Annotated in this window: 13 protein-coding genes, 3 tRNA genes and 3 pseudogenes; 9 read left to right on the forward strand and 10 right to left on the reverse strand. The window is 69.0% G+C overall.

Going from position 1 to position 22,296, the window contains the following annotated elements:
• Positions 1-202: 202 nt before the first annotated feature.
• Positions 203-1,308: pseudogene (locus tag G3I19_RS01850) on the forward strand (RNA polymerase sigma factor).
• Positions 1,309-1,377: 69 nt separating this feature from the next.
• On the opposite strand, the pseudogene G3I19_RS01855 reads toward G3I19_RS01850, so the two are convergent.
• Positions 1,378-2,442, reverse strand: a pseudogene (locus G3I19_RS01855) (IS481 family transposase).
• A 146-nt stretch (positions 2,443-2,588) separates the two neighbouring features.
• Positions 2,589-3,521: a zinc-binding dehydrogenase gene (locus G3I19_RS01860; RefSeq protein WP_164258720.1), complete on the reverse strand. Its 933-nt coding sequence runs from the start codon at positions 3,519-3,521 to the stop codon at positions 2,589-2,591.
• Between the two features lie 164 nt (positions 3,522-3,685).
• On the opposite strand from G3I19_RS01860, the gene G3I19_RS01865 reads away from it, so the two are divergent.
• Entirely contained in the window at positions 3,686-4,057 is a 372-nt protein-coding gene (locus G3I19_RS01865; protein WP_164258722.1) for a MerR family transcriptional regulator, read from the forward strand.
• Positions 4,058-4,318: 261 nt separating this feature from the next.
• Here the strand turns inward: G3I19_RS01865 and G3I19_RS01870 are convergent, their stop codons facing one another.
• From G3I19_RS01870 to G3I19_RS01885, 4 genes are all read right to left on the reverse strand, one after another.
• The gene (locus G3I19_RS01870; RefSeq protein WP_164258724.1) at positions 4,319-6,334 is read right to left on the reverse strand and encodes an ABC transporter ATP-binding protein; all 2,016 of its coding nucleotides are present in this window, start codon (positions 6,332-6,334) and stop codon (positions 4,319-4,321) included.
• On the reverse strand, positions 6,334-8,067 hold the full coding sequence (locus G3I19_RS01875; protein WP_164258726.1) for an ABC transporter ATP-binding protein: 1,734 nt from the start codon (positions 8,065-8,067) through the stop codon (positions 6,334-6,336). Before G3I19_RS01875 ends, G3I19_RS01870 begins: the two co-directional genes overlap by 1 nt.
• A gap of 412 nt (positions 8,068-8,479) precedes the next feature.
• Positions 8,480-9,973 carry an FGGY family carbohydrate kinase gene (locus G3I19_RS01880; RefSeq protein ID WP_164258728.1) on the reverse strand — a complete coding sequence of 498 codons (1,494 nt, stop codon included), beginning with the start codon at positions 9,971-9,973 and terminating at the stop codon, positions 8,480-8,482.
• Between the two features lie 40 nt (positions 9,974-10,013).
• Positions 10,014-10,313 (reverse strand): YtxH domain-containing protein, encoded by a 300-nt coding sequence (locus G3I19_RS01885; RefSeq protein WP_164258730.1) that lies wholly within the window; start codon positions 10,311-10,313, stop codon positions 10,014-10,016.
• Between the two features lie 167 nt (positions 10,314-10,480).
• Here G3I19_RS01885 and G3I19_RS01890 point away from each other — a divergent pair.
• The 3 genes from G3I19_RS01890 to G3I19_RS01900 all read left to right on the forward strand — a co-directional run bounded on the left by G3I19_RS01890 (position 10,481) and on the right by G3I19_RS01900 (position 10,885).
• Positions 10,481-10,553, forward strand: a tRNA-Asn gene (locus tag G3I19_RS01890).
• Between the two features lie 5 nt (positions 10,554-10,558).
• Positions 10,559-10,631 (forward strand) — tRNA-Asn (locus G3I19_RS01895).
• 180 nt (positions 10,632-10,811) lie between these two features.
• Positions 10,812-10,885: transfer RNA gene (locus tag G3I19_RS01900), tRNA-Ile, on the forward strand.
• A 1,661-nt stretch (positions 10,886-12,546) separates the two neighbouring features.
• On the opposite strand, the gene G3I19_RS01905 is transcribed toward G3I19_RS01900, so the two are convergent.
• Together G3I19_RS01905 and G3I19_RS01910 are read right to left on the reverse strand one after the other, a co-directional pair.
• Positions 12,547-13,608: a hypothetical protein gene (locus G3I19_RS01905; protein WP_164258732.1), complete on the reverse strand. Its 1,062-nt coding sequence runs from the start codon at positions 13,606-13,608 to the stop codon at positions 12,547-12,549.
• 2,098 nt (positions 13,609-15,706) lie between these two features.
• Positions 15,707-15,970 (reverse strand): hypothetical protein, encoded by a 264-nt coding sequence (locus G3I19_RS01910; protein ID WP_164258734.1) that lies wholly within the window; start codon positions 15,968-15,970, stop codon positions 15,707-15,709.
• Between the two features lie 281 nt (positions 15,971-16,251).
• Between G3I19_RS01910 and G3I19_RS01920 the strand changes: the two genes are divergently transcribed.
• Entirely contained in the window at positions 16,252-16,566 is a 315-nt protein-coding gene (locus G3I19_RS01920; protein WP_164258736.1) for a hypothetical protein, read from the forward strand.
• Here G3I19_RS01920 and G3I19_RS01925 read toward each other — a convergent pair.
• A complete protein-coding gene (locus G3I19_RS01925; protein WP_164258738.1) occupies positions 16,553-17,575 on the reverse strand; it encodes an NADP-dependent oxidoreductase in 1,023 nt (340 codons plus the stop codon). The two genes, G3I19_RS01920 and G3I19_RS01925, sit on opposite strands and share 14 nt — an antisense overlap.
• A gap of 196 nt (positions 17,576-17,771) precedes the next feature.
• Here G3I19_RS01925 and G3I19_RS01930 point away from each other — a divergent pair, with 196 nt between their 5' ends.
• The 3 genes and pseudogenes from G3I19_RS01930 to G3I19_RS01940 all read left to right on the forward strand — a co-directional run bounded on the left by G3I19_RS01930 (position 17,772) and on the right by G3I19_RS01940 (position 21,195).
• On the forward strand, positions 17,772-18,773 hold the full coding sequence (locus G3I19_RS01930) for a helix-turn-helix domain-containing protein (RefSeq protein WP_164258796.1): 1,002 nt from the start codon (positions 17,772-17,774) through the stop codon (positions 18,771-18,773).
• Between the two features lie 501 nt (positions 18,774-19,274).
• Positions 19,275-19,583: pseudogene (locus tag G3I19_RS01935) on the forward strand (LysR substrate-binding domain-containing protein); the annotation flags it as partial.
• A 250-nt stretch (positions 19,584-19,833) separates the two neighbouring features.
• On the forward strand, positions 19,834-21,195 hold the full coding sequence (locus tag G3I19_RS01940; RefSeq protein WP_164258740.1) for a lipase family protein: 1,362 nt from the start codon (positions 19,834-19,836) through the stop codon (positions 21,193-21,195).
• A gap of 123 nt (positions 21,196-21,318) precedes the next feature.
• On the opposite strand, the gene G3I19_RS01945 is transcribed toward G3I19_RS01940, so the two are convergent.
• Entirely contained in the window at positions 21,319-22,161 is an 843-nt protein-coding gene (locus G3I19_RS01945; RefSeq protein ID WP_164258742.1) for a helix-turn-helix transcriptional regulator, read from the reverse strand.
• Positions 22,162-22,296 lie beyond the last annotated feature (135 nt).

Raw genomic sequence — 22,296 nt, forward strand, 5'->3', positions numbered from 1 at the left:
GACTCAGAAAGTCACCGCACACCCCTCGTGGGCGGGCTGTGTCGTGCCCCACACTGGACTGCGGTGCACTGGACCGCGGTGCCTCGGAACTGCGGTGTCGCGGACCGACCGGCAACACCGGGGGCGGCGTCGCGGGTCCGGTGCGCGTATCTGTGGCGTTGCCGTCACCGACCGGCCGTGGGCCCCCGATCCGGCAGTCACTCTGGAGGCCGTCCCGTGCAGACCCGGACCCTGACCGAAACCGATGTGGCCCCGGCCGTCCCCCAGCAGGGCCTGCCCCCCGGCCACCCCGAGACCGTCCCCGGCCCGGGACCGGCCGTACCCAGGGCCGTCGTCGAGTACCCGGACGAGGAGCCCCCACCCGCCGCGCGCACCCGAGCGGGGGCGGACACCGCAGGACCGTCGTCCGACCTCTTCCGCCAGTACTTACGGGAGATCGGCCGTATCCCGCTGCTCACGGCGGCCGACGAGGTGGAGCTCGCACGCCGCGTCGAGGCCGGCCTCTTCGCCGAGGAACGGCTGGGGAGTTCACCCGACCCGGACTCCGGCCTCGCCGTGGACCTGGACCGTCTGGTGGTGCTCGGCCGGATGGCCAAACGCCGGCTGATCGAGTCCAACCTGCGTCTGGTGGTGTCCGTCGCCAAGCGGTACGTGGGCCGCGGGCTGACCATGCTCGACCTGGTCCAGGAGGGAAACCTCGGCCTGATCCGGGCGGTCGAGAAGTTCGACTACACCCGGGGCTACAAGTTCTCCACGTACGCGACCTGGTGGATCCGCCAGGCGATGTCCCGGGCCCTGGCCGACCAGGCCCGGACGATACGGGTGCCGGTCCATGTGGTCGAGCTGATCAACCGGGTGGTACGGGTCCAGCGCCGGATGCTCCAGGAACACGGCTGCGAACCGACCCCGGAAGAGGTCGCCGCCCAGCTCGAACTCACCCCGGAACGCGTGGGGGAGGTGCTGCGGCTGGCCCAGGAACCGGTGTCCCTGCACGCCCCGGTGGGCGAGGAGGACGAGGTGGCGCTGGGCGACCTGATCGAGGACGGCGACGCGGCGTCCCCGGTGGAGTCGGCCGCGTTCCTGCTGCTGCGCCAGCACCTGGAGGCGGTGCTCTCCACACTGGGCGAACGCGAACGCAAGGTCGTCCAGCTCCGCTACGGCCTGGCGGACGGCAGACCCCGCACACTGGAGGAGATAGGACGGATATTCGGGGTGACACGGGAACGGATCCGCCAGATCGAATCCAAAACCCTGAACAAACTCCGCGACCACGCCTGCGCGGACCAACTGCGCGGCTACTTGGACTGATGCGGCTGCATACCCAGCCTCTCCTGGGGGGCACCTCCCAGCGTCAGCTGTCGTGTCTCACCAGGTTGGTTACCCGAGGTCCCCGAAGGTGAGCTGTTGGGGGATGTCCGCGATCGGTTCTGGCGCCTGGTCGAAGACGAGGCGGTAGTCGCTCCCGGCAGTGCGGCTGATGTGTGGCCGGCCGCCGAGCGCGGCGTGTGGTCTCTCGTGGTTGTAGTAGTTCACGAACTCGGCGAGCGTGCGGCGGCGTTCGTCCTCGGAGCCGTAGCTGCGGACATATGCCCACTCGCGGGCGAGCGTCCCTTGGTACCGCTCCACCTTCCCGTTGGTGCGCGGGGTGTACGGCCTGGTGCGCTTGTGCTTCGTGCCTGTTGCGGCGAGCGCGTCAGCCCAGGTCGTGGAGCGGTAGCAGGCGCCGTTGTCGGTGAGACAGCGCCGGATTGGGGTGATGTCGTGGGCGGCGAAGAGGCGACGGCGCGGTGCCAGAACGCGACTGCGGTGACGGCCTTCTCGTCCTCCAGGGCCTCGGCGTACGCCAGGCGGGGGTAGTCGTCGAGCGCCGAATGCAGATAGGCCGACCTTGCCCGTGCCCGGACCGGTGCGCTTGGAGGCGCGGGCCGCGTCGGTGCCCAGGCCGTGCATGCGCCGGCCGCCGCCCTCGGGGATGCGTCCGAGCTTCTTGACGTCAACGTGGATCAGGTCGCAGACGTGCTCGTGCTCACAGCGGATCACCTCACGCAGCTGCTCACTGCTCGGCGGATCCAGGTCCCGCAGCCGGTTGATTCCTCGCCGCACGAGGACGCGGTGCACGGTGGCCGGGGAGATGGTAATGGCGTGCGGGCGTTCGAGGTCGGCAGCGAGGCGGACGGGGCCGTACTTGGTCTGCCGTCGCAGCGCCTCCACCAAGTCCGCGACTTCCTCGGCGGTGCGGGGTGGGCTGGCCTCCGGCCGGGAGAAGTGGTCGAGCAAATCCGTTGTCGCCATGCGCTGTCCAGCGGGCATGCCACTTGCCCGGGCAGCGCCGTGAAACCCCGGCCTCGGCCGCGACAGCGCGATCGGGCGTCCGGTATCCACTCGCTCGCAGAGCCGGCGGCGGCCTTCCGGCGTCAGCGATGCGTTGGGATGGCCCGCCATGTCAGGACGCGGAGTTCATGCACATCCGGACGACCTCAGTCTCCAAGCGGCCGGGCCGCCTGGACGGCTTCCCTCGGGGATGCCTTGCCAGGCGGCTGTCTGCGGCTGTCCTGTCGGTGTGCGTTGAGAAGTCGGCGTCGCCGTTGCTACGAGACCAGCACGATCTTCCGCCCGGCAAGGTCCCCGCGCTCCAGGCGTTCGTGGGCCTCGCGTGCCTGATCGAGCGGGAGCGTCTCGATGCGGATCCGGTCGAGGAGCGCCGTGGTGAGCAGGGAGGTCAGGCGACTCGGGTCGGCCTGTACTACGACCTTCTCGACGGCGATGCCGCGCTCCGGCTCGTTCTTGTCGGCGACGTGAATGGAGACGAAGGTGCCGCCGTCCTTCACCGCGCGGATCAGTCCGGGGCCCGCAACTGCGGCGTTGAAGACCGCGTCCATGCCACCCGGTACCGCCTCGCGGGCCGCTACGGCCATCTCCTCCGGCGTGCCACGAGAGATCACTCCGGCATAGCCGTGAGTGGCAAGCGCATCGTCTGCCATCGAGCCGGTGACGTAGACGTGCGCCCCCGCAGCTGCGGCCGCGGTGGCGGCACTCATGCCCACCGGGCCGCCGGCGCCGACGATCAGGATGTTCGCTCCCTCCAGGGGCCCCATTCGATCGGTGGCCTGCGCGCCGGTCAGGGCGTTCATCGCGAAGACGGCGGCACGCGCCGGATCGAGGTCCGGCGGCAGCGCGGCCACCCACTGCGGCTTGATGCTGATCACCTCCGCATAGGTTCCACGGCCCACCTCCGATCCGAGCCACGGGACGAAACCCGCCACAGCGGAGCCGGCGGGGAGCGTCGGGGTCGGATCGAGGAGAATGCCGACGAAGTCCCAGCCCAGTACAGCGGGGAAGGCAAGGCCGAGTTCCTTCAGCCGCTGCGGGGTGTCGCCCCGTCGGAGCTCCACATCGCTGACGTTGGCGGTGCGGGCCCGGACCTGTACACGGACGCGGTCTTCGGCCGGCAGCGGTTCCGGCCGCTCCCGCACTTCCAGGACCTCGGGCGGGCCGAAACGGTCGAACTCGACGCTCAGCATGATGACTCCTCCTGTGCTGTCAGGGCCTTCGGGACGGCGAAGCCGCCATGGCCACCGCCACGCGGCAAAGGCGACATTTGCCGCGCCTCCCTCCTGGGCGTTAACGTAGACCTTGACATCCGTGTCAAGGTCAAGCGGGCACCGCGCCTAAAGGGAGCGTCTTCGTGAAGATCGGTGAGCTGGCGCAGATCTCCGGCTCCTCGCCCAGGCAGATCCGCCACTACGAAGCAGCCGGCCTACTGTGTTCGATTCGCCTACCCAACGGATACCGCGAGTTCCAGGACAGCGACGCCCGCCGGGTGCGCAACATCAGGACCCTGCTCGACTACGGCCTGACCCTCGACGAGATCACCTCTACCGTGCGAGCGGTCTGCGATGCGGAGACATACGAGGCACTGAACGAGAGCGAATACACCCAGGCCGTCGGAGCCCTAGACGGCCGTATCGCCCTGCTCCAAGAACTTCACGACCGCACCGCACGGCAACTGGAGGCGCTGCGAGCCCTGCGCGACGGATTCGACGAAGCCGGAGAGTGAGAGCAAGGGGCGCTGCTGCGTAACCAACCTCATGCGACAGCACAGTTACTGGGGGAGTTCGAGGAGCGGGGTCCGGGGCGGAGCCCCGGTTACGGGAAGTGGGGGTCCCCCCGGCCGAAGGCTGGGGGAGGGGAGGGGAACAGGCCCGCCGCAGGCGCCACCCACCCGCACCCGCACCTCACCCGCCCCCCCCCAAGCCACCCCCCCCCCGGGGACCGAGCCCCCCCCGGGGACCGAGCCCCCCCCGGGACCGGCCCCGGCCTAGTCCACCTCCACCACAGCCTGCGCGAACTGCGCCGCATAGAGCCGCGCATAAGCCCCGTCCGCAGCGAGCAACTCCTCGTGCGACCCCTGCTCCACGATCGCCCCGCTCTCCATCACCAGGATCACATCCGCGTCCCGGATCGTGGAGAGCCGGTGTGCGATGACGAAGCTGGTGCGGCCGTGCGCCAGCCGGGCCATCGCCTTCTGGATCAGCACCTCGGTACGGGTGTCGACGGAGCTGGTCGCCTCGTCGAGCACCAGGATCACCGGATCGGAGAGGAAGGCCCGCGCGATCGTGATCAGCTGCTTCTCGCCCGCGCTCACCCCCGTACCCTCGTCGTCGATGACCGTGTCGTAGCCCTCGGGAAGCGTGCGGATGAACCGGTCGGCGTGGGCCGCCCTGGCCGCCTCCTCGACCTCCTCGCGGCTGACGGCGCGCGAGGAGCCGTACGCGATGTTCTCCGCGATCGTGCCTCCGAAGAGCCAGGTGTCCTGGAGCACCATGCCGATCCCGGAGCGCAGCTCCTCACGCGTCATCCTGGCGATGTCGGTCCCGTCGAGCGTGATCCGCCCGCCGGTCACCTCGTAGAACCGCATGAGCAGATTGACCAGCGTCGTCTTGCCCGCGCCGGTCGGTCCGACGATCGCGACGGTGTGCCCCGGTTCGACCGCGAGCGACAGATCGTCGATGAGCGGCTTGTCGGCCTCGTACCGGAAGGACACCTTCTCCAGCGAGATGCTGCCGCGCGCGGCCACCGGACGGTCGGCGAGAACGGCTTCGGAGCCCGCACCGGATCCCACACCCGCACCGACACCCGCACCGGATCCCACGCCCGCACCCGCACCGGACCCCGCCCCGGCGACCTCACCGTCCGGAGTCTGCTCCTCCGCGTCGAGCAGCTGGAAGATCCGCTCGGCGGACGCCACACCCGACTGCACCAGGTTCGCCATCGATGCGACCTGGGTCAGCGGCTGTGAGAACTGCCGCGAGTACTGGATGAACGCCTGCACATCACCGATCGACAGCGTCCCCGAAGCGACCCGCAGCCCGCCGATGACCGCCACCAGCACATAGTTGAGGTTGGAGACGAACATCATCAGCGGCTGCATGATGCCGCTGTTGAACTGGGCCTTGAACCCGGCCTCGTACAGCGCGTCGTTCTGCTCGCGGAACGCCTCGGCCGACTCCTCCTGCCGCCCGAAGATCTTGACCAGGGCGTGCCCGGTGTACATCTCCTCGATATGGGCGTTGAGCTTGCCCGTGACCTTCCACTGCTGTACGAACTGCGGCTGCGACCGTTTGCCGACGCGCGTGGCCACCAGCACCGAGAGCGGTACGGTCACCAGCGCGACCAGTGCGAGGATCCAGGAGATCCAGAACATCATCGCCAGCACACCGATGATGGTGAGCAGCGAGTTCATCAGCTGACCCATGGTCTGCTGCATCGTCTGGCCGATGTTGTCGACGTCGTTGGTCGTCCGGCTGAGCACCTCGCCGCGCTTCGCCTTGTCGAAGTACGACAGCGGCAGCCGCGAGAGCTTCGCCTGGATCTCCTCACGCATCCGGTACATGGCCTGGTTGATGATCCGGGCCGCGAGCCGGGTGGTGACGAGCATCAGCAGCCCCGCGCAGGCGAAGGCCGCCAGCGCGAGCAGCAGGATCTCGCCGACCTGCGAGAAGTCGATGCCCTTGCCCGGGGTGAAGTCCACACCGGAGAGCATGTCGGCCATCGCGCCCTGGCCCTTGGCGTGCAGGCCCTTCAGCGCCTGCGCCTTGGTCGTGCCTGCGGGCAGCTGTCTCCCGATGATCCCGGCGAAGATCAGGTCGGTCGCCCGGCCCAGGATCTTCGGTCCGACAACCGAGAGCGCGACGCTGCCGATGACGGCCACCAGCATCGTGAACAGCGCGGCACGGTCCTGCGCCAGCTGCCGCAGCAGCCGCTTGCCCGATCCCTTGAAGTCCATGGACTTCTGGGTCGGTCCTGCCATCATGCGTCCACCAGGACCGGCCATCAGGCTGCCTCCGCCTCGGTCAGCTGGGAGAGCACGATCTCCCGGTATGTCTCATTTCCGTCCATCAGCTCGTGGTGCCGGCCGGTGCCGACGACCCGGCCCTCGTCCATCACGACGATCCGGTCGGCATCGCGGATGGTCGAGACGCGCTGCGCGACGATCACCACGGTCGCCCGGGAGGTCTCGCGCCGCAGCGCGGTCCGCAGCGCCGCGTCGGTGGCGTAGTCCAGCGCCGAGAACGAGTCGTCGAAGAGGTAGATCTCCGGCTGCTGCACCAGCGTCCTGGCGATCGCCAGCCGCTGCCTCTGCCCGCCGGAGACATTGGTGCCGCCCTGGGCGATCGGCGCGTTGAGCCCGCCTTCGAGCTTCTCCACGAACCCCTTGGCCTGCGCCACCTCCAGCGCGTGCCACAGCTCATCGTCGGTCGCGTCCGGGTTCCCGTACCGCAGATTCGTCGCGACGGTCCCGGAGAACAGATACGGCTTCTGCGGCACCAGGGACACGGTCTTCGCCAGCAGTACGGGGTCGAGGTCCCGCACATCGCTGCCGTCCACCAGCACCTCGCCGTCCGTGGCGTCGAACAGCCGGGGTACGAGCCCGAGCAGCGTCGACTTCCCGCTGCCGGTCGACCCGATCACCGCGGTGGTCTCACCGGGCAGCGCCTCCAGGGCGACCTCGCGCAGTACGGACGCCTCGGCGCCCGGGTACCTGAAACCGGCCCCGCGGATTTCCAGATGGCCGTGCCTGGCCAGTTCGGTGACGGGCTGCAACGGCGGCACCACGCTGGAGTCGGTGCCCAGCACCTCCTGGATGCGCTCGGCGCAGACCTCGGCGCGCGGCACCATCATGAACATGAAGGTGGCCATCATCACGGACATCACGATCTGCATCAGATAGGAGAGGAACGCGGTGAGCGCCCCGATCTGCATCGCGCCGCTGTCGATCCGGTGGGCGCCGAACCAGACCACCGCGATCGACGACACGTTCACCACGGTCATCACCGTCGGGAACATCAGGGCCATCAGCCGCGCGGTCCCCAGGGACACGTCGGTCAGCTCGGTGTTGGCGCCCTTGAAGCGCTCCTTCTCGTACGCGTCCTTCACGAAGGCGCGGATGACGCGGTTGCCGGTGATCTGCTCGCGCAGCACCCGGTTCACCGTGTCGAGCCGGACCTGCATCTTCCGGAAGAGCGGCCGCATCCGCCGGACGATCAGGGAGACCAGCACGAGCATGACCGGGACGACGGCGATCAGTACGAGCGAGAGCGGCACGTCCTGGCCGAGCGCCAGCACGATGGCGCCCACGCACATGATCGGCGCCGAGGCCATCAGGGTGAACGACATCAGGACCAGCATCTGGATCTGCTGGACGTCATTCGTCGTCCGCGTGATGAGCGAGGGAGCGCCGAAGTGCCCGACCTCGCGGGCGGAGAAGGACTGCACCCGGTCGAACACACCGGCCCGGATGTCCCGGCCGAGCGCGGAGGCGGTCCTGGCGCCGAAGTAGACGGCGCCCATGTTGCAGATCACCTGAACGACGCTGATGGCGATCATGAGCCCGCCGAAGCTCAGGATGTAACCCGAGTCGCCCTTCACGACACCGTTGTCGATGATGTCCGCGTTGAGCGTCGGCAGATAGAGGGTGGCGCAGGTCTGGAACAGCTGAAGCAGTGCCAGCAGAGCCATGGGTTTCTTGTACGGGCGCAAATAGGTCCGCAGGAGTGATATGAGCACGTGCAGTCTCTCGGTTCGGCGGTCCGGCGGGGCTTCCGGCAGGGCAGGGCAGGACGAGGCGGGGACGGTGTCCGGCCGTCCCAGTTTCCGGTACCGCGCAACCTGATACGAACGGTTTTCCTCAAACCGAGGTCAAGAAGGCAGCAGCCAGGACGGCACACGCCCAGCCCACCCCGGAACGGCGCACTCCGGGACTACGTACTCAGGGAAGGGGCGCACCCAGGGACGGCGCACGAATGGTGTCACCCAGTCCGGCGCACCGGGGAACGCCGCACACCGCGAAGCGAAACGGCGCACTGTACGGAACGATGCCCCACGACCGACGCCCCAGGACCGACGCCCCACGACCCCCGCCCCAGGACCGACGCCCCACGACCCCCGCCCCCGTCCCACAAGACGGGCGCCCCATGGCTCAGGACGGCGGCGTGCCGAAGGCTCCCGGGTGGATCTGGTCACGGGTGGCCGCGTACTGCTGGCGTACGGCCTGCCCCACCGCGAGGTCGTCGCCCGGTTCGAGTATCCGCGCGGCCGCACCCTGCCAGGCGGGCGGGGTCTGCGGATCCAGCGTGCCCTCGGACACCCCGAGCGCCCAGGCCGCCTGCCGGGCCGCACCGACCGCCGCGTAGTCGGCGGGCTGCGGGACGACCACCTGCGCCCCGAAGATGCCGGGGGCGGCCGCCTGGACGGCGGGCAGTTCGGCGGCGGCGCCCAGCAGGAACACCCGGCGCACCTCCACTCCGCGGTCCCGCAGTACGTCCATCGCGTCCGCCAGCGAGCAGAGCATGCCCTCGAAGGCCGCCCGCGCCACATGCTCGCGCTTCATCGACTCGCGCCGCAGCCCGGACAGCGAGCCCGCGGTGTGCGGCAGCTGCGGAGTGCGCTCGCCCTCCAGATACGGCAGGAGCACAACGCCGGACGCACCGGGCGTGGAGGTCAGCGCGAGCGCCGACAGGGACTCCAGATCCTCGGCGCCCAGCAGTTCGGCGGTGCCGCGCAGCGCCCGTACGGCATTGAGCGTGTGCACCACCGGCAGATGCATCCCGGTGGCGTCGGCGAACGAGGTGATCATCCCGGACGGGTCGGACAGCGCCTCGTGGTGCACGGCCATCACCGAACCCGAAGCGCCGAGCGACACGACCACATCGCCGACGGAGACCCCGAGCCCGAAGGCCGCGGCCATCGTCTCGCCGGTGCCGGCCGAGATCAGCAGCCCCTCGGGTGTGGTCCCCGCGGAGTCGGACGGGCCGAGCACCTCGGGCAGCGCCGCCGCGTGCCCGAGAGCCAGCTCGACCAGGTCGGGGCGGTAGGCGCCGGTCGCGGCCGACCAGTAGCCGGTGCCCGAAGCGGCGCCGCGGTCGGTGATCCGCCGGGCGGGCCGCCCGAGCAGCTGCCACACGAGCCAGTCGTGCGGCTGGAGCAGCGCGGCGATCTTCGCGGCGGCCTCGGGTTCCTGCCGTACCAGCCAGCGCAGCTTCGACACCGGCTGCGCGGCCTGCGGTACGGAGCCCACGGCCTCGGCCCACGCGGACCGGCCGCCGAGCGAGTCGATCAGATCCGCTGCGGCGACCTGTGCCCGCCTGTCATTGCCGATCAGCGCGGGCCGTACGAGATTGCCCTGCCGGTCCAGCGGCACCAGGCCGTGCTGCTGGGCGGACACGCCAATGGCCTGCACGCCCTCCAGCAGCCCGCCGGACGCCGCCTCGCCGAGTGAGAGCAGCCAGCTCTGCGGATCGACTTCGTACTTGTTGGCCTCACCGGCCTGACGGGCGTCCTCACCCGGCTCACCCGCCGCGCTCGTCGGCGGATGGGGCGCATACCCCTGGCGCAGCACGGCACCTGTGTCCGTGTCGCACACGACGATGCGCGTGAAGGCGGCTGAGCTGTCAAGACCGGCGACTATCCCCATACGGCCCGATTGTGCCGTACGGGTGCCGCCGGTGGTGACGTCAGGTGTTGGTGGTGCCCCAGTCGTCCTCGACCGCACCGTTCCGGTCCCGCAGCGAGCGGACCCGGTGGGCCATCGCGTCGGGCATCCTGTCGCCCATCTTCTCGCTCACGGTGTGGAGCGCCTTGCCCGCGACATCCCGCCCGTTCTGCGCGGCGGCCTCGGCCGCGTTGCGCACGGCCGGATTCTCCGCGACCTGACGGGCGGACTTCTTCAACTGCTCGTAACGCTCCCGACCGGCACGTGTGCCGATCACATAACCGAGAGCGAGTCCCACGACGAACGTCAGCTTGTACCGCATGGCTGCCTTCCCTTGTGCCGGTGCTTCCCGCCTACCCGGCCGGCGCGTGATCACCCGGGGCGGAACCGATTGGCGGAGCACCCCCCTGCTTGCGCTAATGTATGTGTCGCAGCGAGCACACGCCCCCCGGGAAGGCTTCGGTGGGTACGTTCGGTGCACAGCAGCAATCCCCTGTAGCTCAATTGGCAGAGCAGCCGGCTGTTAACCGGCAGGTTACTGGTTCGAGTCCAGTCGGGGGAGCGCGGTCCCCTGTAGCTCAATTGGCAGAGCATTCGGCTGTTAACCGGAGGGTTACTGGTTCGAGTCCAGTCGGGGGAGCACATGACGGAAGAGGGCCCTCAGGGGCCCTTTTTCGTGCTGTTTTCCGCCGGGGTGGAACCGTCCTGACCTTGGCGCAGTCCTCATGGTCGAGCGATGCCGACCATCCGAGGCAGGAGATCGTATGAGCGGCTATGCTGCGGCAGACGGCGCGTACACGTGTACGCGCCACGCCGTAATGGGGCGGTAGCTCAGCCGGTTAGAGCAGCGGACTCATAATCCGTCGGCCGTGGGTTCGAGTCCCACCCGCCCCACTTGAAGCCCAGGTAGAAGAACCGTTTCTACCTGCGGAAACGTGTGAAGGGGGCCCGCCACACCAGTGTGGCGGGCCCCCTTCACACGTCCGGAGCAAGATCCAGTGGACACGTAGTGGACGCGGGGACGATCCAGTGGACCGGAGCGCCCTTACGACGCCTTGCGACGCCCGTTCGGAGCCCTGCGGGTGGTGCGGGATGTTGCCGGAGGCAGGCCGGTCGGCAGCGCTCAGCCGTCCGCGCTCGGCGACTTGGATCGGGCGATCGTGAAGCGCGTGAGTGAGAAGTCGGCTCGCTGTTCCTCCGCGTAGCGGTCGTTGAAGTTCTCCACCCGGACCAGCTCCAGTTCGTTCGCCGCGCAGTGGTCCCGTATTCACTTCACCGCTGCGTTGGCGGCGTCGTCCTGGCCCCGGCCGGACAGGGTGATCATGCCGGGGAGATCGGTGCCCGACTGCTGCCGTGAGCGTATGCGCGGAAGGGGCCGTGCTCGATGACTCTCTCGTACAGCGCCGACGTTCGAGAGAGCGACACGGCTGCGGGGAGCGAGCCCAGGTGGAAGCAGATAGCCGAGAGCAGTGAAGCTGCTTGGCCTGCCGCGAGGTATCCACGTGTGCGTTGGCGGGGTGCCTGCGTTTTCTCAAGCAAGGACTGCGCAATCTCCAGCAGTTCCTTCGACCGGCGGTATACCTCCAAGGGAGGGGGCGGTTGTACGCGCGGGCCAGGTTCAAGGCGTCGTCGTCCAGTTGGTCGAGCGTCATGTCCGGCAGGTTGAGGGAAGCGGCATCACCGGCGTGTGCGGCGGCATCCCGAGCAGCCTGCTCGTACGCGCGTCCATGGCGGGTGGTCCTTCCAGCCGAACCCGAACAAGGTCAGGGCATCGCAGCCGACGACGATTCCCCTCAGCCCACTATTGCCCAACTTGGCACAGACGTAGCGATCTTGAGTGAAGTGGGGTCCAGGTGACATGTCGGTGATACCTGCATCATTCGCTGGCAGTCGAGGTGGTACCTGTCGCGACATGGTGATCGCTATCCAGTAGCGGAAGCCTTGATCTCCCCTTTGACGGCCTGCATTCGAGGTCTCGCCGGGACGGCGCAAGTCGGCGCATTGGGGACTCAATGTAGGGATCTTGGAGGAGCGTCGTGGCCGTCATGGCAGAGGCAGGCACGCAGGACTACCAGCAAGAGCTCGTCGCAGATCCGCAGTACTCGGGCGCATTCGCCGGATCACCACCGCGCTCGTGCAGTACTGGGCTGGCCCGAATTAAGCGTATGCGTTGATGAGGGATAGCCGAGCCCAGCTGCTGAGGCGGGATGGATCGATGAAGGTATCCGCTTTGCGTGGCTGCTCGACCCGGCAACTAGCCTGCTGGCCGTGCGCCTTCGTGCTCAAGAAGGCGTCTGCATATCCTGTGAGGCGGCCTGGAGAACGGCCCGAGTGACCCACCATCCCGACGATATGGTCTACCGGTGCCAAGAACATCTCGCTGAGGACACACCCGACGCATTTCAGTAGAGATCCTCGCCAACGGAGCACGGTCATGACGAGATCCGCCTGTTCAAAGCTGCCACCGTCACCCACGGCCTCGATTTCCCCACACCATCCCCTGGAAGCCTGGACCGCTCAAGTCGGGCAGAGTCATGGAACGACGTCGCCCTGGGTCAAAGGGTGGTGTCGATACGAGAGTTGCATGCCTGGGCCAGCAGTTGGAGTTCCGTGCGAGCCTGCGAGACGAACTGATTCCCCTGCGGTGTGTCGACGATCGCCATATTCACCATGCCTTGGAGGCGTTTCCTGTTCGAGACGGGGAGTAGGGCGGTCCCGTGTAGCGGTAGTCCGGTCTCAATACGATTCTGCAGCACCTGTTCCAGTTTCTGCCATTCCTCTCGCGCCTTTTCCATGTGGATGGTCGCTTCGGCGGATGCGGCCGATGCCAGGGAGTCCAGCGCCCGGATGAGTGATCGCGCTTGGCCGTTGATCTGGGTGCAGAGCTTCCTTGCGCGAGAGTGGACCTTCAAGCAGGCGGCGCCGGCGGCAAGGTATGTGCCCATCGTGAAGTTGAAGTTGGCGTTCTGCTGACTCGGATCTGACCGGGCCATGGCCAGGAACTGACTGAGGGCCACAGTGCCTGCGACGATGGCGATGATGCGGAAGGCAACCCTGCCGATGATACGGGTAGGCAGCTGGGCCAGGCGGATTGGCTCTTGGTGGCCGCCTTCTCCGGCGAAGAAGTAGTTCGCGATCGCCACAAGGATGAGCAGCATTATCCCCGCTGTGCGGTCCACCATCAGCATGCAGATGGCGAGGGCAGCCAGCATGAGGTACCCGGCCGCCCGGGTGACTCTGCGAAGTGTGAATAGGAGGTTTCTCGCATTCGGTTCGAGATGAGCGGTTACTCCGTTTCCCAAGATCACGAAGGTGGCCAAGGAGAGTAGCGAGATCATCAGGAGGCTCGACTTCCATAGTGGAGGCATCGCGAGCCTGATGGTCATCCCGCTAAGGAAGTAGGTGATCCCGGCTGTCCCCGCAGCCCAGAGTCGGCGTTTGGCAGGGATTCTCCCCACCCGGGTCTGGAGCTGTTCGAACATCCTCATGGGATGAGAAACGAGCAAATAAAGAGGTTCGGTTCCATCGTGCTCGTAGGCCTGCGCGATACGTGATCGACGTCTGGTCGTGATTTCTACGACAAGCCGGTGATGGCCGGTGCCGATCGCCCCGACCATCGGGCGTTCCCTGAGCTGGCGGTGACGCGGCTGCCGCATGTTGAGCTGAGAAGGCCTGCGGCGTACAAGGGGCTGGCGGTGTGCGGCAACAACCAGGCCGGAAGGCTCGCACGGCGGAAGGGGGTAAGTCGGACCTGGAGCGGTGGGAGTTGGGTGACGCTGTGAATCCGGCAGGCATGGCGCTCGACTACTCACGGGACCGGAGCACAGGATCACTGTGGAGGGTGCGGAGTACGCCGGTGAGGAGGCTCCGAAACCGGGGTCGTCGAAGGCGGTTCAGGAGTGGCTTGTAAGGCAGCTGACAAGGAGTTGCCGACCCTTCGCGTCCAGCAGGCGGAGCAGCCGGCGTTTTCGTTGTTGGCGTGGAATCCGGAGAAGCCGTGGCTGAAGCCGCATACCGTCCGGGCTGGTGGAGGTCGAATGGGATGCGGGATGGCTGGTGGAGGACTCCTGGCCGACAAGGCGTACTCATCCCGCGGCATTCGTTCGTACCTGCGCCAGCGCGGGAGCCGGGCAGTGATCTCTCTCCCCCGGGCCCCCGCCCCGCCTTCCTGCCAACTCGCCCTGAGCCCACCGGTGGTGCCCGGGTAGCGATCAAGCATGCGCGCTTCCTGCGATCACGACGGCCCCTGGTCACACCGCCCCCCCCGCGGTCACAACGGCCCGAGGCGACGCCGGCCGAGAGCGCTGAAGGGGTGTCGGGGACGTATAGGTGACTGGCCGACTGCCGTCCGGCCTTCCGCGAGCCGTCTCCCAGCAGCGTTCTGGCCGACGGGAGTTCTGTCATGTCCTGTGGTCTGAAGGTGTGCGCCTAGGCGGGGCGGGCATCAGGAGGGGATCGACAGGACGGGAGCCGCTCGCACTCCGTCGGACCCGGCCACCGCCGCCCGCCCTTACCCGTTCCCCGGCCGGGGCAGTCGGCCTGTCTACGTCCCGTTCCCGGCCGAGGCGGCCCGCCTGCCTGCGCCCCCGCCAGGGGATCACCGGGATCACCGGGCGCATCTCAGATCGTGGACTGGGTCGAAAGCGCTGTCGCCGGAATTCGGCTGAAACCGCTTCGCGAATCGGTCGCAACCGGGCAAGCTCATTGGCCGCGCTGGGACATGGCCGGATGAGGCCTCCGGTACCCCTTCGCCTGGCCGAAAACGACTGCAAGCATTCACATGCGCCGAGCCGGGCAGCGGTTTGAACAGCGAACAGCCGGGCTCGCAACTTCCATTCTTTTCGTGATTCGTACAGGGGATAAACGGAATGAGCAGCTTTCGCACGGCTCTGAAACCTGTTGTCGCGCTTCTTCTGGTGACGGCACCTGCGGCTTCAGTCGGGTTCTCTGTTCAGGCGCATGAAGACGCTGCGTCGAGCACGCACGCGGTTGTCCGCCAGGTCGCGGGTGGGCAGCCGGACGACCTCATCTGGGGGTGACCTCAAGCGTCCCAACCGACCGAAGACGGCGGAATTCGCTGACGGTATAGGGTTAAAGGTTGAATTCTGTGAAGACGTTTCTGCTGGACGGCATGGAGAAACGGGAAGCCGACCGCGACGGAACTCACGAGGCTTCGTCGGCCGAGGCTTTCTGGGGCCGCATGACACTCACAGCGCCCGGGGGCGCCGCCCCCGAGCGGCAGGCCGCACCTCCAGGCATAGATGCGGCGCTGCGGCTGCTCGACGCCGCTTGGTGCGGCGCTCGCGAAGGTGCTCCCGCGGCGCCGTCCGCCGGTGCCCTCCACCCGTACGAATGCCTGGTGGCCGTCGGGGAGGAGGAAAGTCGGCAGCTCCGAGATTTCGGTGATCACAAAGGAATGCGCTCTCGAACTGATCCTGACGGACGCCGATTTGGACCGGCTGGACGGTGAGGCGATCCGCGTGGGGAGCGTCGAGCATCTGCAGGTTCACCGCCTGATACGTACTACTCCCCGGCCGGAACTCCTCGACAGCACCGCGATGTGCCGGTTCACGTCCGGGTCCACCGGGCGGCCCACCTGCATCGAGTTTTCGGCGACCGCGATGGAGAACGCGGCTCGTAACTGGACAGAGGGAACAGGTCTGGTTGCCGACGACGGGATCGCCTGCTTCGCCGCGCTGTCCAATGGCCTGGCCTTCAACACCTCACTGCTTGCCGCTTTTCTCGTTCGCGTCCGTCGGTTTCGGTCTGGCCTTCGCGGCCGTCACGGTGTGGCTGCGGCCCGACCCCCTCCTCCTGGCGCGCGCCCAGGTCAACGATTCCGGTTCCGGCGAACGGGAGAAGTCCCCGCCACTGCGCGACATGCTGCGCGCTGGGCGACAACGGCCCGGCCAAGCCGGCGATCCTCTCCATCGTGTCGGCCCACATCGTGATGATCGCCTTGATGACGATGACCGGCATCCACGTGCATCACTCCGGCACGGGCCTCGACATCATCGGCATGGTCCTGAGCCTCCACTTCGTCGGCATGTTCGGCTTCTCCATTGCCTTCGGCTGGGCCGTCGACCGGTTCGGTACGCGCAGACTGCTGCTCGGCGGCATGGGAACCATGCTGCTTTCCCTGTGGATATCCGGAACCGCCGGCGGCCGCGGCACCGTACAACTCGCTTTGGTTCTGGCCCTGTTGGGGCTCGGCTGGTCGGCGGTCCTGGTCGCCGCCTCGGTGCTGCTGTCGGAGAGCGTTGCCGTCGACGAACGCCCCCGCCGCCCAGGGCCTCTCGGGCATGGCCATGAACTTCGCCGCCGCCGGGGGCGCCGCGCTCTCCGGCGTCATCCTGGACCACCTGGGATTCGGGGCGCTGGCGGCGATAGCGGCAGCGATGCTGCCGCTGCCGGCACTGCCCGCGGTGCGCGGGCAGTGCCTCCCGTTCCTCGGCGGACCGCGCCTCCTGGCCAACCGTGCTCCTTCGGCCTGTGTGCTGCGGCCCCGGGCAGTCCCGGGCGGCCCCGGGCGCCCCACCTGGCGAGCCCGGCCATTTCGCCTCAGCGCACGGTGATGACCAGCTTGCCCGTGGTGCGGCCCGTCTCTCCCTGGGCGTGGGCCCTGGCGCCTTCGGCGAGGGGGAAGGTGCCGGAGACATGGGCGCGGAGCTTGCCGCGGTCGACCAGTTCGGCGATGGCACGCATCCCGGCCTGGTCGTGCTCGACCAGCAGGGAGACGGCGCGGACCTGCGCCTTCTCCGCCGCGGCCTGTGTGTCATCGGCGCCCGCCAGCAGGGAGACGAGGACGCCGCCGGGGCGGAGGACGCTCACGGAGCGGGTGGCGGTCTCCCCGCCGAGGGCGTCGAGGACGACGTCGTAGCGCTCCTCGGTGTCGGTGAAGTCCTCGGCATTGTGGTCGACGCAGACGTCCGCGCCGAGCTCGCGGAGGAAGCCGTGCTTGGGTGCGCTCGCCGTCCCGGTGACGTGTGCGCCGCGCTCCTTGGCGATCTGTACGGCGAGATGACCGACACCGCCGGCCGCGGCGTGGATCAGCACCCGCTGCCCGGCCCGGAGGTCTGCGGTATCGACGAGGGCCTGCCACGCCGTGAGCGCCGCCAGGGGCAGAGCGGCTGCCTCGACGTGGTCGATCCCGGCGGGCTTGGCGGCGAAGGCGCGGGTGGGGCCGGTCACGTACTCGGCGTGGGAGCCGGCCCCGTACGGGTAGGGCAGCATGCCGAACACCTCGTCACCCGGCTGGAAAAGGGTGACACCGAAGCCGGTCTCCACCACGGTGCCGGAGACGTCCCAGCCGAGAGTCAGCGGCGGGGGCGGCAGGAAGATACTCAGGGCGCGGTGCTTGAAGTCCGTGGGGTTGAGTCCGGCCGCGTGCACGGCGACGAGGATCTCCCCGAGGCCGGGCCTGGGGCGCGGAAGCTCCGTGAGCCGCAGGACATCGGGGCCGCCGAGGGCCGTCTGGTGCAGGGCGAGCATCACGGGGGCGCCGTCTCGGGCGCTGTCCTGGGCGCCGTCCGGGGCTGCGGGGTTCGGGGAGGCGGGGTTCTCAGGGGTGTCCGTCGAAGTCATGACTCGATCCTGGCCGTACGGGGAGGCTCGGGGCGATGGCAAGAAGGTCATCTTCCGATACATTCTGGCCATGTCCGTCTACCCCGCCGCCCGCGGCGTTCCCGGTGCCTCCGGCACTCCGGCTGCTCGCACCGCGTCCGCCGCGCCCTCCCGGGCCCGCGTCCTCGCCGACCGCGCGGCCGGACCTGACCGCTGGATGCGCCCGGACCCGCGGCCCGGCGCCCACAAGGTCGTCGTCCTCGCCCTCGACGGCGTCTACCCCTTCGAACTCGGCATCCCGCACCGGGTCCTGGGATCCGCCGACGGCCGCTACGAGGTGCTGTCCGCGAGTGTGGACGGGCGGCCCGTGCGTACCGACTCGGACCTGACCGTCACCCCCGGGCACGGCCCGGAGGTGCTGGCCGATGCGGACACCGTGGTCATCCCTCCGTACGCGGTCTCCCGGGCCGCGGCCCCGGACCCACAGGCCCTCGCCGCCCTTGCCCGTGTCCGCCCCGGCACCCGTCTGGTGTCCATCTGCACCGGTGCCTTCCTGCTGGCCGCCGCCGGGCTCCTGGACGGGCGCCGGGCCACCACCCACTGGGCGCTCACCGACCACTTCCAGGAGCTGTTCCCTCGGGTCGAGTTCGACGCCGGTGTGCTCTTCGTCGACCACGGTGACGTGCTGACCTCCGCGGGGGCGGCGAGCGGCGTCGACGTCTGCCTCCATCTGGTGCGTCAGGACCACGGCAGCGAGGTGGCCAACCGTGTCGCCCGCTGCTGCGTCGTGCCGCCGTACCGGGACGGCGGGCAGGCACAGTACATCGAGCGGCCTCTGCCGCCGGCCGACGGGACCGGCACCGGGCCGACCCGCGACTGGGCCCTGCAGCGGCTGGAACTGCCCCTGCCGCTGGACGAGCTGGCCGCGCACGCGGCGATGAGCACCCGTACGTTCGCCCGGCGCTTCCGGGAGGAGACCGGTCTGAGCCCCGGCCGCTGGCTGACCCAGCAGCGGCTGCGCCAGGCGCGGCACCTGCTGGAGTCCAGCGACCTGCCGGTGGAACGGGTCGCCCACGAGGTCGGCTTCGCCACCGCCACCTCGCTGCGGCGGCACCTCGCGGCGCAGGCGGGCGTCGCCCCGTCGGCGTACCGGCGTACGTTCCGGGCATCGGGCCCGGCCGTGGGCGGCGCCGACGGGGGATCAGCACCTGGGGACTGAAGGGACCGGGTTCGCTCGACGGTCTGCCGCTGCCCCGGCTGCTGCTGCCATCGCCGCTGCCGCTGCCGCTGCCGCCTCCGCCCGACCGGTTCGTTCAGAGTTCGCCGGGAACGGCGAACCGGTAGAACACGCCGGGGTACCGCGACCAGGACCGCGTCCGCGTCCGATGCGTCCCCGCCGTTACGGCCGAGTTCTCCGACCTCGTGGCCGGCGGAGGACTGGCGGAGGACTGGCCCGCCACAGGCCGGGCAGTCCTCCGCCGATCATCCCTCGTCCGATCGTGACGATCTTCATGTGGTGCCCGCTCCCAAGTGAACGCTGACATATGCCTGTTGAGGAACGGGGGATGACGTTTTATGCGCGTGACTCGCGCGACGCGCCTGGTGCGCGGCCGACGGCCACGGAGTTCCGGACAGCGTCCAGACCGGCGGCGTGTGAGACAACGGGCGCGTATCCGAGCTCGGCCACGGCCTTGTCCGCCTCAGTGTCTGGCTCGACCAGTCCTTCGCCCGCGCCGGAGTCCACCCGGAGACGGTGATGAGGACATCGGTGACCGCGGCGGTACCACAGCTCGCGGCTGCCGGTCCGGGAATCGCCGTGTGCCCGGTGAGCGCGGTCAGCCACGGCTTTCCGGGAGCGGTGCGGTCGTTCTCGCCGCGCTGGGTCAGGCAGTTGGCAGCGGTGACGTCCGCGGAACCGGATCCGCTCGTCGCACGGTTCATCGGCGACCTGCGCCGTCACGGGGTGCGGGTGCCGCGCGGTGTGCGGACGCAGCTCGCACCGGACGGCCCTCAGGCCGGGATGCCTTGACTGGGCTGTGAGGATGGCCGGACCGCGCGGAGCGATCCCCTCGGCCCGGGCCCGCCTCCGCGCCGCCTCGCCTCCGCGCCGCCTCGCCTCCTCGTGACGTACGGCCCCGCGACCGTCCGCGCCCGCGAGGCCGGCGGACCGTGCCGCGACTCTGTTCAAGCTTCTTACCTGCTGGTAATTTGCGCGCTGTTACCGCTAGGTAACACGCGTCTGTCATCCCTGTGATCCATGAAACGAATCCGAGGGAACCATGCACCGCATCGCCATCGGGAAGCTGGCAACCGCAGTCGTCGCCGCTCTGACCGTCACCGCCGTTCCAGCCGCCACGGCTGTGGCCGCCCCTTCCGCCACGCCCGCCACGTCCGCCTCGTCGGCGGCCGCGGCGGGAGATTCGTTCTACACCTACGACGGCAGCGAGCCCCTGTCGTCGTACGCACCGGGCGCCGTGCTCAAGACGCGGACCCTGCAGTACCACATCGTCGGCATCCCGACGCCGGTCACAGCGGTCCAGCTGCTGTTCCGCACCGTCGATGCCCAGGGGCGCCCGTCCGCCGGGGTGACCTCGGTCGTACGCAGCCCCAACGGCGATGGCAGCAAGGCCGTGTCGTACCAGTCGTTCTACGACTCCCTCAACCCCGCGGACTCACCGTCCCGCGCGATCGCGGGCGATGTCTCCCTCGGTGGCCTGATCGCGAACGGTGAGTCCCTCCTCATGGTGCCGCTGCTGCTGGCGGGCTACAACGTCGTCATACCCGACAGCGAGGGCCAGACCGCCGACTTCGCGGCCGGACCGGAGTACGGAACGAACACGCTGGACTCGATCCGGGCCGCGAGCCGGTCCCCGGAGACCGGTCTGAACGCCCGCACCCGGGTCGGTCTGGCCGGTTACTCGGGCGGAGCCATCGCCACCCACTGGGCGGCCGCGCTCGCGCCGAGCTACGCGCCGGACGTCGACAAGCGTCTTGTGGGCTTCGCCGAAGGCGGGCTGCTCGTCGACCCGGCGCACAACCTCAAGTACATCAGCGGCAGTTCACTCTGGGCCGGTGTCGCGCCCATGGCCGTCATCGGCGCCGCACGCTCCTACGACATCGACTTCGCGCCCTATCTGAACGACTACGGCACGCAGGTGTTCAAGAAGCTGGAGCACGTGTCGATCATCAACGCCCTGGGCCAGTACCCGGGACTGACGTGGCAGAAGATGGTGAAGCCGCAGTACGCGGACCCGAATTCGGTGCCCCCCTTCGTCGAGGCGGTGAACAAGCTCAACCTCGGCTCTGCCCCCACCCCCGACGCCCCCGGCCTCATCGCGCAGGGCAGCGGGGGCGTCCTGGAGGGCACCACAAGCAACCTCCCGGGCATCGGCAGGGGCGACGGGGTCATGGTCGCGGGAGACGTACGCGCGCTGGCCCGGCAGTACTGCGACAAGGGCAACACTTCGATCAAGTACCAGCAGTACGACCTGCTCAGCCACGTCGGCGCCGCCGTACCGTGGGCGCCGGCCGCGCTGGGCTGGCTCAACGACAGGTTCGCCGGCAAGACGGCTCCGTCGGACTGCGGCCGGATCCCCGCGGGCAACTCGCTCGCGCCCGAGGTGCCGACCACGGGGAACTGACACCCGGTGCGCCCCGCGGACCGGGTCCCGGGGCGCACGGACCATCGGGTCCCGGGGCGCACAGATCGTCGAGTGCCCGGGGCGCGCAGTCCATCGAGTGCCCGGAGCGGGGACGTACCGGCACTACCGTTCCCGGGCTGACTGCCGGCGGCGGGTGGCGTGCAGGCTTCCGAGCAGGGCGAGCGCCCGGGCATCGGCGCTGCCCGGCTCCGCGTGGTAGATCACCAGCAGCTGTCCCGGCGCTCCGCGGACGTCGAAGGACTGGTAGGTGAGCGAGAGGGGCCCGACATCGGGATGGGCGAGTTCCTTGGCGTCCTGGGTCTTTCCGTAGACGGTGTGTGAGGCCCAGAGCGCCGCGAAGTCCTCGCTCGCCCCGGTCAGGAAGTCGATCAGCTCGTACAGACGCGGGTAGTGGGGGCCCGGTCCCGTGGCGTGGCGGAGACCGGCGACGACCGCCTCGGCCGAACTGTCCCACCGGGTGAAGAATCCCCGTGCCGCCGGGTCCAGGAACGTCATACGGGCGAGGTTGTCCACCGCATCGAACGGGGAGAACAGCGCTTCGGCCAGGGCGTTGGCCGCCAGAAAGTCCTTCGCCGGGTTCAGGACGAACGCCGGGGCGTTCGTGTAGCCGTCGAGGAGCTGCTTCAGGGGTGTACCGACCGTTTCCCTCGGCAGGTCCTGGCTGTCGTCCCGTACCGCGCCGGCCAGCCGGTACAGATGCTCCCGTGCGGCGTCGTCCATGCGCAGGGCGGAGCTGATCGCGTCGAGGATCTGCGGGGACGGGCCGCGCTCGCGGCCCTGTTCAAGCCGGGCGTAGTAGTCGCTGTTCATCCCGGCCAGGACGGCGACCTCCTCCCGCCGCAGCCCCGCCACCCGGCGCGCGCCGTAGGAGGCGAGGCCGACGTCGTCCGGCTGCAGGCGTGCACGGTGGGCGCGCAGGAAATCTCCGAGCTCGTTGCTGGTCACCCAGCCAAGGCTAAGCCGCTTCCTGGTGGTGTGCCTGGGTGCGCCGTACCCCGGCAGAGCCTGTCCTGGCTCCCGCTTCCGGCGCGGCACAGGCTGGCCCGAGGACACCCGCGACGGGGTGCTCCCTTCACGGGC

The sequence above is a fragment of the Streptomyces sp. SID10853 genome, from assembly GCF_010548145.1.
GTDB lineage: Bacteria > Actinomycetota > Actinomycetes > Streptomycetales > Streptomycetaceae > Streptomyces.